Source organism: Ruegeria sp. HKCCD3925, from assembly GCF_057221175.1.
In genome coordinates this window covers 116,803-133,179 of sequence record NZ_JBWVBI010000006.1, presented here as the reverse complement: position 1 = coordinate 133,179, position 16,377 = coordinate 116,803, and the positions used below count along the sequence as shown (strand labels likewise).

Here is a 16,377-nt window from a genome sequence, read left to right as displayed (position 1 = left end):
ATTAAATGCTTGAATTATAAAATTGTAACGTTAACGTCGTGAAATCGTCATGTGTGCTGATTACGCGTTGCGGTCGGTATTCAACGAAGCATCAACCCCTGATGCATGGGAGGAATCATGAAAAAGAATTTTCTAGGCGCTCTCGCCTTAACAACTGCTCTGTCGCCGGTGGCGGCTATGGCGCAAACCGAAATTCAGTTCTGGCATGCCTTCACCGGTCGACTAGGCGATCTTGTGAAGGCTCAGGTTGAAGAGTTCAATGCCAGCCAAGATGAGTTCACTGTAGTAGAAAGCCATAAAGGCAACTATTCGGAAACCTTGAATGCGGGTATTGCTGCTTTCCGAGCAGGTGAACAACCACATATCCTGATGGTTTTCGAAGTAGGCACGGCAACGATGATGTCGGCCGAAGGGGCTATCAAACCCGTGTATGAAGTGATGGCTGAAAGCGGTGCATCATTCGATCCTGATGCCTACATTGGTGCCGTCAAAGGCTACTATACGACCACTGACGGGGACATGCTGTCGCTGCCCTTCAACTCGTCCACACCCGTTCTCTGGGTCAATCGCGATGCTATGGAAGCGGCGGGTGTTGACCCTGACACGGATTTGTCGACCTGGGAAAAGGTTGGTGACGTTCTTGACCAGCTTAAGGCTGGGGGTGAAGACTGTCCGCTGGTCACTGCTTGGCAAAGCTGGATCCACCTTGAGAACCTTTCGGCCTATCACGACGTCCCATTCGCATCGAAGGACAATGGATTTGCCGGTCTTGACACCGAGCTGATGTTGAACGGACCGACGCAGGTAGCACACCTGACCGCGATGGGTGACTGGGCAAAAGATGGCAAATTCATTTATACCGGCCGCAGAAACGAAGGTGGCGCGAACTTCCGGGCAGGTGAATGCGCACTATTCACCGAAAGTTCGGCAGGTTATGCCGGCATTAGCTCTGAGGCTGAGTTCGAATTCGACGTGCGCCCATTGCCCTATTGGGAGGCGGTCGTAAGCGAGCCGCAAAACACCATTATTGGTGGCGCTTCGCTTTGGGTGATGGAGGGTCACGATCCTGAAGAATACAAAGGTGTCGGTGAATTCCTGAGCTTCCTTTCGTCTTCGGACGTTCAGGCGAACTGGCATCAGAACACAGGGTATCTTCCAATCACCGCCGAAGCTGGCGTCGCGACCCGAAATGCTGGTTTCTATGAAGAAAACCCAGGTACTGACATTGCTGTCATACAGATGACCGCCAAAGAGCCGACTGCGAATTCGAAGGGTCTGCGTCTGGGGTCGTTTGACCAGATTCGCGGCATAATCGACGAAGAGCTCGAGGCTGTCTGGTCCGGTGAAAAGACCGCTCAGGAAGCAATGGACAGTGCGAAAGAACGCGGCGATGCCCTGCTGCGCCGGTTCGAGTCTGCCAATCAATAAGTCCTAATTTGATGCGGGCCTGTTTCGGGCCCGCATCTTCTTTATTCGGTGGTTTATCGGGATGGAAAAACGCGTCACCTTTCGCGGCTGGCTTCTGCCATTGGCGCTGATTGCCCCGCAGGTCATCATCTCCGCTGTCTTCTTCTTCTATCCGGCCGGGCAGGCGGTGTGGCAGTCCCTGTTCATTCCTGACCCATTTGGGCTGTCGTCCCAATTTGTTGGATTGGGTAACTTCGAGTTTCTGCTGAGCGACAAGTTCTATCGCGCATCTTTCGTGACGACGGCGGTGTTTTCAACGCTCGTAACACTGTGTTCAATGATCCCGGCGTTGTTTCTGGCGGTCATAGCGGACCGCCTGATCAAAGGATCGGGTGTTTACCGGACGCTGCTGATCTGGCCCTACGCCGTTGCCCCCGCTGTTGCAGGCGTGCTGTGGCTGTTCATGTTCAACACGCGTGTTGGTGTCGTGTCGTGGTACCTCGGCCAGCTTGGTTATGACTGGAACCACGTTCTGAACGGCACCGAGGCCATGGGCCTGGTGGTTGTAGCCTCAGCCTGGGGGCGTATCAGCTATAACTTCTTGTTCTTCTTCGCAGCGCTGCAGTCGGTCCCAAGATCGGTGATCGAGGCTGCGGCAATTGACGGCGCGCGCTTCTGGCGCCGGTTCTTCACAATCGTGCTGCCGCTTTTGTCGCCAACCGCGTTCTTCCTGTTAGTGGTGAATGTTGTCTATGCATTCTTTGAGACCTTTGGCGTCATCCACACGATCACTGGCGGTGGCCCACAGCAGGCGACGACCATTCTAGTCTACAAAGTCTTCTCGGATGGGTTCGTTGGACAAGATCTCGGTTCGTCCTCCGCTCAGTCCGTCATCCTGCTTATTGTCGTTGGTCTGCTGACCGTCATCCAATTCAAATACGTGGAAAAAAGGGTGCACTACTGATGGCAGCCCAACAACACGGAATGGTCGAAAAACGTGGCATGGGGATCTGGTTGACCCATGCCATGATGATCCTTGGCGTCTTAATCATCTTTTTCCCGATCTGGCTGGCGTTCGTGGCATCGACTGTGACCCAGCCGGAAATCGTGTCGCCGCCCATGCCCATTCTTCCCGGCGATCAATTCTGGGAAAACTATAAGGCCGCGCTGTTTTCCGGCGTGAACGTCCCGGTCGCCACAATGTTGTTCAACAGTCTCGTGATGGCCATCGGAATCGCAGTGGGCAAGATCATAATTTCGCTGCTGTCAGCTTTTGCGATCGTCTATTTCCGTTTTCCCGGGCGAACGACGTTCTTTTGGCTGATCTTCCTAACGCTGATGCTTCCGGTCGAAGTTCGTATTGTGCCGACGTTCGAAGTTGTCGCCGGGTTCGGCATGCTCAACAGCTACTATGGGCTGATCTTCCCCTTAATCGCCTCGGCCACGGCAACGTTCCTGTTCCGGCAGTTCTTTCTGACGATCCCGGATGAACTGGCCGAAGCTGCACGCGTCGATGGTGCCCGCCCGATGCGGTTCTTCATTGATATCGTGGTCCCCATGAGCCGAACGAATATCGCGGCGCTATTCGTGATCCTTTTTATCTACGGGTGGAATCAATATCTCTGGCCGCTGCTCATCACTACCGATCCTGAAATGAACACCATCGTGATGGGTATCAAACAGATGTTCCCATCCGGCGACGACGTGGCGGAATGGCCGGTCATCATGGCCACTTCGATTTTGGCAATGATCCCGCCGGTCATCGTAGTGGTGTCGATGCAAAAGCTCTTTGTCCGCGGCCTTGTCGATAGCGAGAAATAAAAAATGGCAACAGTAAACTTAGAGAATGTCAAAAAGAGCTTTGGCCCGACGGACGTTATCCATGGCATCGACATAGATATTGCGGACGGTGAATTCATTGTGATTGTTGGCCCTTCGGGCTGCGGAAAATCCACGCTTTTGCGAATGGTTGCGGGCCTTGAAACCGTAACGTCCGGTGAAATCCGGATTGGAGGAGAACGAGCCAACGACAAAGAGCCGATGGATCGCGATATCGCGATGGTGTTCCAGAATTATGCGCTCTACCCACATATGTCGGTGCGCCAGAACATGGGGTATGGGCTAAAAATCGCGGGGCTTCCAAAAAACCAGATTGACCAGAAGGTGACCGAGGCCGCCAAACTGTTGCAGCTGGAAGCTTTGTTGGACCGCAAACCCCGGCAGCTTTCAGGCGGTCAACGCCAAAGGGTGGCAATGGGGCGGGCAATTGTTCGCGAGCCGGCGGTTTTCCTGTTTGATGAACCACTCTCAAATCTTGATGCCAAGCTGCGTGTTCAGATGCGTTTAGAAATTCGCGAGCTTCAGGAAAAGTTAGGAATTACATCGCTTTACGTGACTCACGATCAGGTCGAAGCGATGACGATGGCAGACAGGATGATCGTGATGAACGGAGGCATCGCTGAGCAGATTGGGACGCCATTGGAGGTATATGAAACACCAGGAACCCTTTTCGCGGCTCAGTTTATTGGTAGCCCTGCAATGAATATCTTTGATGCTCAGCGTGAAAACGGAACGGTTAAGATAGGGGGCTTAGAGATTGGTCCATCCACGGGGCCTGATACCCCACTAAAGCTTGGAATCCGACCAGAGCATCTGTTTCTGGACGACAATGGTCCGTTGGAAGCCGCTATTCAGATGGCGGAACCGCTAGGCGCAAACACCTTATTGCATGGCCAGCTCACGGATGCAGGCGACGCGATTACGATAAGTCTTCCGGGTGTCCACCCAATCGAAGGCCGGCATCCGAGCATGCGGTTCTCAGTTGCCTCAGAGCACATGCATCTGTTTGACCATTCATCCGGCAAGAGGTTGGAAGGCTGATGCTCTTTCAACAGGTTGAAGCCTTTCGTGGTGGCAAAAACCTGATCCGGGTTGTGGGGCATCGAGGTGCGCGGGGTGTGCTGCCCGAAAACAGTATGATTGGCTTTGACTTTTTGCTCTCTATCGGCGTCCCGCTGCTTGAGTTTGATGTTGTCCTGACGGCCGATGACGTACCGGTCATAACCCACAACCATCGGCTGCACGCTCCTAGCTTTCGTGACGCAAATGGCCTGTTTCTGACCGGAGAAGAGCCGAAGGTTTCGTCATTGACGTTCGAGCAAATCCAGCAATTTGACATCGGGCGGTTGGATGGTCATTCGGCTTATGGCCAACGGTTTCCGGACCAGGCTCAACTGGATGGCATCCGTGTTCCAAAGTTGCAGGATTTGCTGGATCTGGTTGATGATCCAAAATACGGCGATGCCTATCTGATGCTCGAACTGAAGTCGGATCCGGATTTGGCTCACGATGCGCTTTATAGGAAGAAATTTGTCGGGCGGGTTCTTCAAGAAGTACGTGACAAAGGATTGTCTTCGCGCGCGGTGCTCCACAGTTTTGATTGGAACCTGTTGGAGGAGTGTCAGCGGCAGGCTCCTGACATGCCGTCTTCCTACCTGACGCAGCTTCCGGAAAACGCGGCGGATGTTGGTGAGGATTCCTCGAAAGCGGTTTGCCCTGACTTTCGTGGTCGTCGTGATGAAATTCCAAATTTGGTCAAGCAAGCAGGCGGTTCGCTTTGGTGCCCATACTACACGGATGTAACGGCTGAAAATGTGGCGCGCGCAAAAGAACTGGGCCTATGTGTTGCCGTGTGGACGGTCAATTCGCACGAAGAAATAGGCAGAATGATCGACCTGCGCGTGGATGCAATTGTATCTGATTATCCTGGGCGGGTTCAAAGGCATCTGTCGGATTTGGGCATGAGGTGGAGTGTCGATTGCCGGTGAGCACCGCGCCACAAAACCTGATGCCGTTCATGTTCTTTTCAGTTGCAGTTGGGAAGGATCAGACACATCAACTAGCCTAAATTTGCAAAAGAACCATCGTCTAAAGCACCGTGCAATTGTTAGGTAGCCGCATTGGATCATGCCGAAAGGCTGGCCAATGGATGCGATTAAGATCCGTGTGCAGCAGAAATTGCTTCGCTTGGAGAGGTCGGCGTGAACAGTGTGTTACACTAACAAAAAACATACCGAGAAAAACAAATCTATCCTTGAAGTGGCGCATTCAACTAGAGGGGCGCAGTTTGTGAAAACTCAGTGTCGTATTGAATTTGCGGTGAATGAGCCGATATCCCCCGCTTCATCGAGATAATAATTTGGACCTGCAACCAACGGAAAACCGGATACTCGGGACAAATGCCCAATCAACGAAGCTTTAGTGTTCAATGTAGGCTGAATGTCCGTCTTGCAACCTGATGAAGCCGTCTTGAGGTTCGTTCAATTCAAATACCTCTTGTGCGGATAGGCCCAGGAAGATTCCTCGAAACACGCGGGATGTTAATCTGTGGCCAACAATCATCACTGTTCCTTCGAACGAGCTGCTCGAATACCATGAGGAAACACGATTGTGCACGTCAGCATAGGACTCTCCACCCGGGGGTGGATAATTCCAGCGATCAGAGCATCGCGCTTCCCATTCCTTGGGAAACTGTCGAGTGATCTCTTTTTCAGTCAATCCTTCCCATTGCCCGAAACTGCATTCCACCAAACTGGTCTCGTACTCGATGATTTCTGGCGGCAGACCTAGTTCCTTGATCACGATTGATGCTGTCTGTGCAGCTCGGCCAAGCGGGCTCGAAAATATTGAAAGCAAATGATCGAAAGAAAGGCGGCTTCGTAGTTTACTTGCGTTTGCCAATGCTTGACGAATGCCTCGGTCGGTCAGGGGCGAGTCCCGACGTCCTTGCCTCCGTTTTTGGGAGTTCCATTCGGTCTCGCCGTGACGAAGCAAATAGAAGGTTGGGCTGATGTTCTGGTCTCGCACTTGTTGACTACTTTATTCATCGACGCAAAGCGAAGTAATTCTGATTTTTAGTTTAAGCAGTGTCTCGTCTAAGCGGGCAACTATTGTCGAAAAAAGCAACCAATCCTCTGGTTGACACAATTGATAACACGAATGAAGGGCCGCTACACGACCTGTGCGTTAAATGAGGCGTCGCTCATTTTGATCCTTTAAGGGCTCTCCGCCGACTTGGTTTGCGCTTAAATTCGATGACAACTTCTCGGATGCGTGGACATGATGGAAGAACTTATAGGCGAAAATCGCAAAACTTGCGCGTAGTGGGTATTGGGGTCGTATCAAAATCAACGGCTTCGCTAAGGCCGGATGGCTGAATACTGTGTCGCTCGATATTCGTATCGGCGACTGACCCTGCTCTGCAAAGCGCGTTCAGAAAAGGGCTCAACTGCGATTGATATATTCCGCGATAGCTGCCCGACTGCCGTGTTTCCAGATCGTAGTTAGCCAGAAGGCAAAAGCTCTGGGAAAGCCTGCGCCGAGGGCGCAAGCATCGCTATAGTGTTGCTGGCCGACCCAGAGTTCTGGATCGTCTTTGGAAGCCAGCGAAGCTTTCTGTAGACTCTCCCATTGGGGGTCATTGGGGGCGATTTCGGAGCCATCTTCACGGTATCCTGCACACATCCGGCACCAGAAAGCTTCGGCCAGCGCGAGCCCGCTTATGGAAGAGCCTGCCGCAAGTGCATCACGAAGTGACGGCAGCAAGAACCCGGGGTGTCGCGCCGATCCATCGAAAGCAACCCGGCGCGTCGTGTCGTGAATGGCCGTATTTGCAAATCGCGTCTCAACCTGCTCAAGGTATTCATTTGCAGTCGCTCCGGGGACGGCTGCGACATGAGGCAGAATTTCTTCTTCTTGGACCTTTCTGAAAAACGCCAGGATATCCCGGTCCTGCATGCAATCCGAAATTGTCGGGACATTAAGTATTTCGCCGACATTAGCAAGCAACTGGTGACCGCCGTTCAAAATGCGCAGTTTCATCGTCTCATAGCTTTGGACATCACGGGTCAGCGTGACGCCAACCTGTTCAAGGGGTGGGCGCCCGGCGCAGAAATCGTCCTCGATCACCCATTGGCGATAGTTCTCGTGCGATACGGGTGCTTGGTCATCGACGCCAAGTGCGTGGCATTGTGATATCACTTGGTCTGTTGTAGCAGGCACGATGCAATCCACCATTGAATTGGGGAATGCGCCGTTCTGGTCTATCCAGTCGGCCAGAGCAGGGTCAGACAGGCGTGCTAGACCGACAACGCAGTTCCTCAGGATAACGCCATTATCCTTAAGGTTATCGCAGCTCAGCGCGGTGAAGGGTTTGATGCCCTGCGCCCTGCGCTGCTTGAGCGCCGCAATGATCGCACCGAAGGCCGTGCGCGGCTGGTTTGGATTTGCTGCATCATGAAGAATTTCTTGGTGATCTGTGTCGAGGGCACCCGTGTTGGCATCTCGGTAATATCCACCTTCGGTCACTGTCAGAGACACAATCTTGATGGAAGGCTCGGACATCTTGCGGATCAACGCTGCATTGCCGGCCTCGACCGGAAGATAATCGATCATCGGACCAATTACCTCGGCGGACATCCCTTTCGGGTCCAGTTCGATCAATGTCGTCAAGCAGTCCTGCGCCAGCAGACGCCCTCGCATCTCGGAATCGTAGCTTCGCACACCGGCTCCGATGATTGCCCAGTCGTGGGCCTGACCTTGCTGCATCAACTGGTGGATATACCAAGCCTGATGCGCGCGGTGAAAATTCCCGAGACCGATATGGACAATGCCGGGCGTCAGGTCCGAGCACCTGTAAGATGGGGTCCTGACAGTTGTCGGCAGGTTTGAAAGGTTATCTCGCCTTAGATGTACTGCAGGATTTGCGTTTGCCACAGGGTTCATCAGCTCATCCAGTTTCCGCCATCAACGTTATATGTCTGGGCGACAATGTATCTGGCTTCGTCAGAGGCCAGAAACACCGCCATCCCGGTCAGATCCTCTGCGCGACCCATCCGCCCATAGGGAACAGCTGCCGCCACTTCGCGTTTCTTTTGGCCGAGCGGTTTATCTTCATGTTTTGCAAAGAACGCATCAACGCCGTCCCAATGCTCGCCATCAACAACACCCGGAGCAATTGCGTTCACGTTGATCCCATGAGCGATCAGGTTCAGCCCTGCCGATTGGGTCAGCGATATGATCGCCGCCTTGCTGGCGCAGTAAACCGCGACCAAAGGTTCCCCCCTTCGCCCAGCCTGAGATGCCATGTTGATGATCCGACCTTTGGTCCCGTGCTCGATCATGTGCCGGGCGACCGCCTGCATCGTGAACAAAGCACCCGAGACGTTGATGTCAAACACGCGGTTGTAGTCTTCCCGCTCAATCTCAACGATTGGGGCGGCGGTGAAGATTGCCGCATTGTTGATCAGAATGTCGATAGGGCCGAAATGTGTAGCGGCTCTTGCGACGGCCTCATCTATGCTTTGTTGGTTTGTCACGTCCATCTCGATGGCGAATGCAACCTGACCCAATTCTGCGGCGGCGTCTTTCGCACGCTGGATGTCGATATCGGCGATGGCAACACGCGCGCCTTCTGCAACATAAGCTTTGGCAAAGGCCAATCCGATGCCTCGCGCAGCCCCGGTGATCAGGGCGGTTTTGCCTGCCAAGCGTGTCATTCGATCCGCAAGCCTTTCGCGTCAAACCGATGGATGACATCTGCACGCGGGGTCAGGTGAATTCGATCCCCATGGCGGAAGCCGACCTCACCATCTGCGCGGACGGTAATGGTTTCGGCCAGGCCGGTCTCGTGGACGTGAAAAAAGGTGTCCGATCCCAAGTGTTCTGAAACGCTGACGATCCCGGACCATTCACCTTCAGTTTCAGAAACCGCGATGTGTTCCGGGCGAATACCGATTGTTTGTGCACCGTGTTTCGTCGCCTCTGGTCCTTCGATGAAGTTCATTTTGGGCGAGCCGATGAACCCTGCAACAAACAAGTTGCGCGGCGTCCGATATAATTCAAGCGGGCTGCCTACCTGTTCGATCACACCGGCCTGAAGCACGACGATCTTGTCGGCCATTGTCATGGCTTCAACCTGATCGTGCGTCACGTAAATCATCGTTGTCGCCAGACGTTCGTGCAGTTCGCTGATCTCCAGCCGCATGCCGACGCGCAGCGCCGCGTCTAGGTTTGAAAGGGGCTCGTCGAACAGGAATGCCGCGGGCTCACGAACAATGGCGCGACCAATGGCAACGCGCTGGCGTTGCCCACCTGAAAGCTGCCCCGGGCGGCGGTCGAGATAATCGCTCAGGTTCAGAACGCTTGCTGCGCCTTCGACCCGCTTGTCGATTTCGGCCTGATCCAGCTTGGCCATACGCAAGGGAAAGGCGATGTTCTTGCGCACACTCATATGCGGGTACAGAGCATAAGACTGGAACACCATTGCCAGACCACGTTTGGCGGGCGGTACGTCGGTTGCATCCGCGCCATCAATGTCGATGGAGCCCGAAGTGATGTCCTCTAGCCCCGCAATGAGCCGCAACAGCGTGGACTTGCCACAACCAGAGGGCCCGACGAAGACGGTGAATTCACCGTCCTCGATAGTCAAATCTAGTGGTGGAATGACCTCTACGTCACCGAAGCTTTTGGTCACTGACTTGAGTTGGATACGTCCCATAGTCGTCTTCCTTATTTCACAGCGCCGAAAGTCAGGCCGCGGACAAGTTGTTTCTGGCTGAACCAGCCAAGGATGAGGATTGGTGCGATCGCCATGGTCGATGCCGCGCTGAGCTTGGCGAAGAACAGGCCTTCGGGGCTGGAATAACTGGCGATGAAGGCGGTCAGCGGGGCCGCATCAACGGCTGTCAGGTTGAGCGTCCAGAATGCCTCGTTCCATGCAAGGATGAAGTTCAGCAAGACCGTCGAGGCGATGCCGGGCACGGCCATCGGCGTCAGCACATAGAGGATTTCCTCTTTCAGCGTGGCACCATCCATCCGGGCGGCTTCCAGAATCTCACCGGGGATTTCACGGAAATAGGTGTAAAGCATCCAGACGATGATCGGCAGGTTGATCAGCATCAGCACCACGACCAGCCCTCCGCGCGTGTCCAGTAGGCCCAACCGGATGAACAGCAGATAGATCGGGTAGAGAACACCCACCGCGGGCAGCATCTTGGTGGACAGCATCCACAGCAGGATGTCCTTGGTACGCTTGGACGGCACGAAGGCCATGGCCCATGCTGCGGGCACTGCGATGATCACGCCCAGAATGGTTGATCCACCTGCGATGATCACCGAATTCCACAGGAACCGCATGTAATCCGAGCGTTCCTGTACGATTGCATAGTTCTCGAGCGTCCAATCGAAGTTCAGGAACAGCGGTGGGCTGGCGATCGCCTGAGCCTCGGTTTTGAAGCTGGTCAGGATCGTCCAGAGGATCGGGAAAAAGATCAGCAGACCAACGGCCCAGGCAAGGGCGGTGTTCAGCGATTTACGACGGGATGTGACGGCGCGGGCCATGGTCGTTCCTCCTCACGCGTCCAGGTTTTTGCCGACGATGCGCATCAGGAAGATGGCAACGATATTGGCAAGGATGATGGCGTAGACACCTCCGGCTGATCCGAGGCCGACATTCTGGCTTTCCAGCACACGCTGGAAGATCAGGTAGGTGAGGGTGCGGGTGCCGAAGGCGCCGCCGGTGGTCACGAAGATTTCGGCGAAGATCGACAGAAGAAAGATCGTCTGGATCAGGATCACGATGGTTATCGCGCGGCTCAGATGTGGCAGGACGATGTGATAAAAGCGTTTCAGGACTGGCGCACCATCCATTTCGGCTGCTTCCAGCTGTTCACTGTCCAGTGACTGAATTGCGGTCAGCAGGATCAGTGTCGCGAAGGGTAGCCACTGCCATGAGACGATCATGATGATCGAAGTCATTGAGGCCTCGGATAGCCATGAGATCGGCTCGGCCCCGAAAAAGCGCCATAGATGGGCCAGCAACCCATTCACAGGATCCATGAACATGTTCTTCCACACCAACGCAGACACGGTGGGCATGACAAAGAAGGGAGCGATCACGAGGATACGGACAACGCCCTGACCCCACATGGGTTGATCCAGCAGCATCGCTAGTAGAATGCCCAGAATTACGGTGATCACCAAGACGCCGCCTACGATCATCAGCGTTGCCTGCACAGCGGGCCAGAAGGAGCTGGACGAGACAAACCGGACATAGTTGTCGAACCCGACCCAGCCCAAGTCGCCACCGCGAAGGGGCAGATATTTCTTGAAGGAAAAATACAGCGTCATCGTCAGGGGCACGAGCATCCAGCCAAGTAGCAGGACCACTGCGGGTGCCATCATCAGGCGCGCGACGGATCGGGAATGTTGAGTTGCCATGACGCAAACCCTCTCTGTTCAGGCATAACCAAAGCCTGCGAGAAAAACGCGAGTTGTGGAAGGGTAGAGCGGGGGGCAGACCTCTGCCCGCCCGCCGGGGAGGGATGCCTCAGTAGCCTGCGGCTTCCATTTCTTCGGTGGTGAAGGCCTGCGCTTTGGCGAGTGCTTCGTCCACTGACTGCTGTCCGGCATAAACTGCCGAGAACTCCTGACTTACTTGCGTAGCGATACCGGCAAACTCGGGGATCGCGACGAACTGGATACCCGTGTATGGCGTCGGCTGTGCGCAGCAATTCTGTGGATCGGCCATCAGGATCGACTCCAAGGTCATGTTCGCAAAGGGAACTTCCTTGTAGTTCGGGTTCTCATAGAGCGAGGTTCGCGCGCCCGGCGGCACATTGGCCCAGCCTTCATTTTCGGCCACCAACTCAATGTAGTCTTTCGAGGTCGCCCATTCGATGAATTGCTTTGCCGCGTCCTCTTGCTGCGTGCCCGCTGGGATCGCTAGCGCCCAGGCCCACAACCAATTGGCGCGTTTATCTACGCCTTCCGAGTTCGGTGCCAGTGCAAAACCAACCTTGTCTGCCACTGTCGAGTCGTCAGGATTGGTCACGAAGGATGCCGCGACGGTTGCGTCGATCCACATGCCACACTTGCCCTGCTGGAACAACGACAGGTTTTCATTGAACCCATTGGTGGCGAAGCCTGCCGGGCCAGATTCATTCATCATGTCGACGAAGAAAGTGAGCGCTTCTTTCCATTCCGGCTGATCGAACTGGGGCTTCCAATCCTCGTCAAACCAGCGTGCGCCGAAGGAATTGCCTGTCACGGTGATAAAGGCGCCGCCTTCACCCCAACCAGCCTTGCCACGTAGGCAGATGCCGTTGATGTCATTGTCCCGATCCGTCATCGCAGCGGCAGCTTCGCGGATGAATTGCCAGGTCGGCGCGTCGGGCATTTCAAGGCCGGCCTGTTCCATCAGGTCAGTGCGGTACATGATCATCGAGCTTTCACCATAGAATGGCGCTGCGTACAGCGTCCCTTCATGGCTTAGGCCCCCCGCCATTGCGGGCAGAATGTCCCCGACATCGTAGTCTTCGGACAAACCATCCAGCGGAACCAACCAGCCATTCGCGCCCCAGATGGGCGTCTCGTACATGCCGATGGTCATGATGTCGAACTGACCGCCCTTGGTCGTGATGTCGGTGGTGACGCGCTGACGCAGCACGTTCTCTTCCAGCGTTACCCATTCGACGTCGATACCGGTCGCTTCGGTGAATTTGTCAGTATAGCCCTGCATCCGGATCATGTCGCCATTATTCACGGTGGCGATCGTGATAGATTGCGCGTGGGCTGCGGCCGTAGCGACGAATGTCAATGCAGTCGCCGCGCGAAGTGCGTGCTTCAGATACATCCCTGTCCTCCCTGAGCTTGGATGTCGTGCAGAGAGCGTAGAGCGTAAATTGTCGCGCCGTCAATAAAAACTTTACGCGCGTTAAAATTATCGAGTTATGCCGAATTCCTTAATACGAGCCGCGCAGGGAAAAGGGTTTCTGTTCGCGTCTCAAATTCTCCCCCGTTTTCAATGAGTTCGAACAGCGTTTCGACACTTCTTCCGGCTACGTTGTCGTAGTCATGCGCAGCTGAGGTCAGAGAAGGGCAGGTGAATTTTGCGAACGGATGATCGTCATTTGAGGCCACGCGCAGCGTACAATCGTTCTTGCGTCCGACCCGAATCCCCTGTTCGTAACAGGCCGCGAGAAAGCCAATTGCCAGTCGGTCATTGCTGCATAGAACTGAATTCGTCCTCAATTGACGCTCGTCCAGAACTTTCAACGCGCCCCGGTGACCGATTTCTTCAAATGCCCAGCCTATGCCGTCGACTTTGATGATATGAGGCTCGAACCCGAGACGCTCCATCACCTCAACATAGGCTTTTCGACGTTTGTTGGCGTTCGGATTCGCAGGCGTACGCATTTCAAAGAAAGATGGCGGTTCGCCCGTGCGGGTCATGTATTCGACGGTTTGTGACACAAAACTGAAATTGTCCGATCCAACAAAGGCAGCCCCCAAACCATCCAGGTTACTGTCAAATAAGACCGTTGGCACGTTGGCACAGAATTTCTCGATCGCGGATCGGTCCGAGATACGCCCCAAAGGGGCTAGCAAAACCCCGGCGGGTTTCAGGGATTGCAGGCCGTCCAGAATTTCGTTCTCGAGCTTTTGCTCGCCATGTGAGCTGAAGAGAGACGGTCGATAGCCCGCCGCGATGCAGGATTGTTCCAGATACCGTGCGATTTCTGCAAAGAAAGGGTCAGACAAATATGGTACGACGATGCCGATATTCTTGGTCAGCTTTCGGTTCTGGTTCACCGCATAAATGTTAGGGCGGTAATCAAACCGTTCGAGCGCTTCTTCGATGCGCGCCCTTGTCGTCGGGCGAACACTTTCGGGATCATGGAAATATTTGGATACTGTGGGCCGCGAAATGCCGCTGAGGGCCGCGAACTCTTCCATATTCTTAATCTTGGTCATGCTAGTCTGCCTGCGGATCATAGCCGCCTTGATTTTATCGTATCTTTACATATTCTTTGCGCGCGCTAAAAAATCAATAGCCAGACGGTCTCCGAGTAGTTGAACGGGGCGAGGGGTTTGAGTGTATCTCGGGATCGATATCGGAACTTCGGCTGTCAAGCTTGCCTACGCGGATAGGGACCGGATTCTCGCGACATCTTCGGTGGGGATACAGACATCTTCACCCCAGCCCGGCTGGTCTGAGCAGCACCCGGACCTTTGGTGGAAGGCGACAGTAGACGCTTTGAACCAACTTGCAGGCCGAATTGGATTGTCCGAAATCAAGGCCGTCGGATTGTCCGGTCAAATGCATGGAGCCGTTTTGCTGGACCGCGATCTGCGTCCGATCCGCCCGGAGATCCTTTGGAATGACAGCAGATCAGCACGCGAGTGTGATGAACTGCGTGCGGCCGAACCACAGATTGGACAGATTGCGAGTGTCCTGCCCTTGCCAGGCTTTACCGCACCTAAGATTGCATGGCTTAGACAACATGAGCCCGAACATTACGGTCGACTTGCCCATATACTGCTGCCCAAAGACTATATCGGCTTATGCCTGCATGGAGAATTGGCAACCGATACGTCCGATGCGGCCGGAACAATGTGGCTTGATCAGGCGTCGCGCAAATGGAATGCCGCTGTCGCCGAAGCCACATTTGTAAAGCCCGACTGGTTACCGCCAGTATTCGACGGTCAAACGGTTGTTGGGAAAGTGACCGCGCGAGCTGCGGCAGAGACAAGGCTGAAACCCGGTATTCCCGTCGTGACCGGAGGAGGGGACGCGGCAACAGGGGCGGTGTCATTGGGTGCTACCGAGCCAGGGCGTGGGTTCATCTCACTTGGGACATCCGGTCAGCTATTTGTGGCTAATCGAAGTTATAAGCCTAACCCTGAACGCTATGTTCATGCTTTTGCACACACGCTGCCCGATCGTTGGTATCAAATGGCTGCGATGCTGAACGGGGCAAGGCCCATTTCATGGATTGGGGATCAGTTGGGGCTGACTTCTGCCGAAGTTGTCGCGCTTGCTGAAACGGTCAACAGTGATCGCGTTCCGATTTTTCTGCCCTATCTGACGGGTGAACGCAGCCCGCACGGAGACCCACGTATTCGGGCCAGTTTCTTTGGACTGGAGGATTCAACAACACGTGCTGACATCTGCCGCTCTGTAGTTGAGGCAATTGCGTTTAGCTTTGCCGATGCAGCGCTCAGTTTTGGTGACACAATTGACGACCTGCCCGAATTGGCCGCCATAGGAAGAGGCAGCCGATCAGAATTGTTGCTTGGTTTGATCGCAACGGTGATTGGAAAACCCATTGTACGATCTGATGGGGCGGATTCCGGTCCGGCATATGGCGCAGCCCGGCTCGCGGCGTGTGGTCTCGGCGCGTTGACGAAAGCCGATTTGGCATATCAGCCGCCCACAACCGAAAGGTTTGAACCCGCTGAATTGGCTGCACTTTCCGAGCGGTTGATGAAATTCCGCCGACTTTATTCTGCGGTTAAAGGTGTAAATTGATTGCCCCAACAATCATCGGCAACTAGATCGTCCCCCGCGTTAGATTGACCTGCGTCGGTGAAGCAATGGGCATGGCTTGGATCGACGAATGGGAGGATATCCATGTCCGGGACGTACTGATCATGCTTTCCATGTTCGACGCGGTCGTGGTGTCAGGGAACGCGGTCCTCAAGATGTGCTGATACGAGGTGCCTTTGAAATGCAAAGTAGCGCGCGTCCAGACCGCTCGAAGACCTGTTGGACGCCTATTTTGTGGAATTGCTGTTTTCTGATGCCAAACACAAGGTTTTCCGGCCTTTGAGCAAGGGTTGCTAGTCGTCCGAGATGGCAGAAATTCGCATTGCAGAGGAAGGCACTATCAAGACACAGACGAGTTCAGTTTAAAAGAAATCGGGGTATGCCGGAAAAATCCAATTGCAAGGCGCGCTGCTGGAAGATTTGACGAATGGCGGATCCGTCGCCTGAATTTGATCCCCAGCGCCCCAGTTTCCGGCTGTGAGACAACGAGATGACGGGTCTCAAGTCTCATTGTGGAGCAAGGTCTCGTAAGTTAAATTAACCAAAGTCCTAAAGTGCTGATTTAGCCATAATTCAGCCTC

General features: G+C 54.4%; 14 protein-coding genes. 6 read left to right on the top strand and 8 right to left on the bottom strand.

Translation table 11 applies throughout. The features are described 5' to 3' along the window. Positions 1 to 117 precede the first annotated feature (117 nt). From ugpB to AC2TEM_RS15720, 5 genes are all read left to right on the top strand, one after another. On the top strand, positions 118 to 1,428 hold the full coding sequence (ugpB, locus tag AC2TEM_RS15740; RefSeq protein ID WP_170392713.1) for a sn-glycerol-3-phosphate ABC transporter substrate-binding protein UgpB: 1,311 nt from the start codon (positions 118 to 120) through the stop codon (positions 1,426 to 1,428). A 61-nt stretch (positions 1,429 to 1,489) separates the two neighbouring features. Next, complete coding sequence (ugpA, locus tag AC2TEM_RS15735; RefSeq protein ID WP_155150415.1) at positions 1,490 to 2,371, top strand: sn-glycerol-3-phosphate ABC transporter permease UgpA; 882 nt, start codon at positions 1,490 to 1,492, stop codon at positions 2,369 to 2,371. 20 nt (positions 2,372 to 2,391) lie between these two features. After that, entirely contained in the window at positions 2,392 to 3,228 is an 837-nt protein-coding gene (ugpE, locus tag AC2TEM_RS15730; RefSeq protein ID WP_170392936.1) for a sn-glycerol-3-phosphate ABC transporter permease UgpE, read from the top strand. 3 nt (positions 3,229 to 3,231) lie between these two features. After that, positions 3,232 to 4,287: a sn-glycerol-3-phosphate ABC transporter ATP-binding protein UgpC gene (ugpC, locus tag AC2TEM_RS15725; RefSeq protein ID WP_170425030.1), complete on the top strand. Its 1,056-nt coding sequence runs from the start codon at positions 3,232 to 3,234 to the stop codon at positions 4,285 to 4,287. After that, the gene (locus tag AC2TEM_RS15720) at positions 4,287 to 5,234 is read left to right on the top strand and encodes a glycerophosphodiester phosphodiesterase family protein (protein WP_480790566.1); all 948 of its coding nucleotides are present in this window, start codon (positions 4,287 to 4,289) and stop codon (positions 5,232 to 5,234) included. Before ugpC ends, AC2TEM_RS15720 begins: the two co-directional genes overlap by 1 nt. A gap of 430 nt (positions 5,235 to 5,664) precedes the next feature. Here the strand turns inward: AC2TEM_RS15720 and AC2TEM_RS15715 are convergent, their stop codons facing one another. The 8 genes from AC2TEM_RS15715 to AC2TEM_RS15680 all read right to left on the bottom strand — a co-directional run bounded on the left by AC2TEM_RS15715 (position 5,665) and on the right by AC2TEM_RS15680 (position 14,220). Further along, positions 5,665 to 6,273: a histidine phosphatase family protein gene (locus AC2TEM_RS15715; RefSeq protein WP_170425033.1), complete on the bottom strand. Its 609-nt coding sequence runs from the start codon at positions 6,271 to 6,273 to the stop codon at positions 5,665 to 5,667. 417 nt (positions 6,274 to 6,690) lie between these two features. Further along, on the bottom strand, positions 6,691 to 8,190 hold the full coding sequence (locus tag AC2TEM_RS15710; RefSeq protein ID WP_170425036.1) for a mannitol dehydrogenase family protein: 1,500 nt from the start codon (positions 8,188 to 8,190) through the stop codon (positions 6,691 to 6,693). Next, a complete protein-coding gene (locus tag AC2TEM_RS15705) occupies positions 8,190 to 8,963 on the bottom strand; it encodes an L-iditol 2-dehydrogenase (RefSeq protein ID WP_170392708.1) in 774 nt (257 codons plus the stop codon). Before AC2TEM_RS15705 ends, AC2TEM_RS15710 begins: the two co-directional genes overlap by 1 nt. After that, positions 8,960 to 9,964 carry an ABC transporter ATP-binding protein gene (locus AC2TEM_RS15700; protein ID WP_170425039.1) on the bottom strand — a complete coding sequence of 335 codons (1,005 nt, stop codon included), beginning with the start codon at positions 9,962 to 9,964 and terminating at the stop codon, positions 8,960 to 8,962. The genes AC2TEM_RS15705 and AC2TEM_RS15700 overlap by 4 nt, the downstream gene beginning before the upstream one ends. Positions 9,965 to 9,975: 11 nt before the next feature. Then, positions 9,976 to 10,806 (bottom strand): carbohydrate ABC transporter permease, encoded by an 831-nt coding sequence (locus tag AC2TEM_RS15695; RefSeq protein WP_010443328.1) that lies wholly within the window; start codon positions 10,804 to 10,806, stop codon positions 9,976 to 9,978. A 12-nt stretch (positions 10,807 to 10,818) separates the two neighbouring features. Beyond that, positions 10,819 to 11,685, bottom strand: a complete 867-nt coding sequence (locus tag AC2TEM_RS15690; RefSeq protein ID WP_170392706.1) for a carbohydrate ABC transporter permease — start codon at positions 11,683 to 11,685, stop codon at positions 10,819 to 10,821. 109 nt (positions 11,686 to 11,794) lie between these two features. Further along, positions 11,795 to 13,099, bottom strand: coding sequence for an ABC transporter substrate-binding protein (locus AC2TEM_RS15685; protein WP_170392705.1), 1,305 nt, complete (start codon positions 13,097 to 13,099; stop codon positions 11,795 to 11,797). Between the two features lie 95 nt (positions 13,100 to 13,194). Continuing rightward, positions 13,195 to 14,220, bottom strand: a complete 1,026-nt coding sequence (locus AC2TEM_RS15680) for a LacI family DNA-binding transcriptional regulator (RefSeq protein ID WP_170425042.1) — start codon at positions 14,218 to 14,220, stop codon at positions 13,195 to 13,197. A 121-nt stretch (positions 14,221 to 14,341) separates the two neighbouring features. Between AC2TEM_RS15680 and xylB the strand changes: the two genes are divergently transcribed. Beyond that, the gene (gene xylB / locus AC2TEM_RS15675; protein WP_170425045.1) at positions 14,342 to 15,778 is read left to right on the top strand and encodes a xylulokinase; all 1,437 of its coding nucleotides are present in this window, start codon (positions 14,342 to 14,344) and stop codon (positions 15,776 to 15,778) included. Positions 15,779 to 16,377 lie beyond the last annotated feature (599 nt).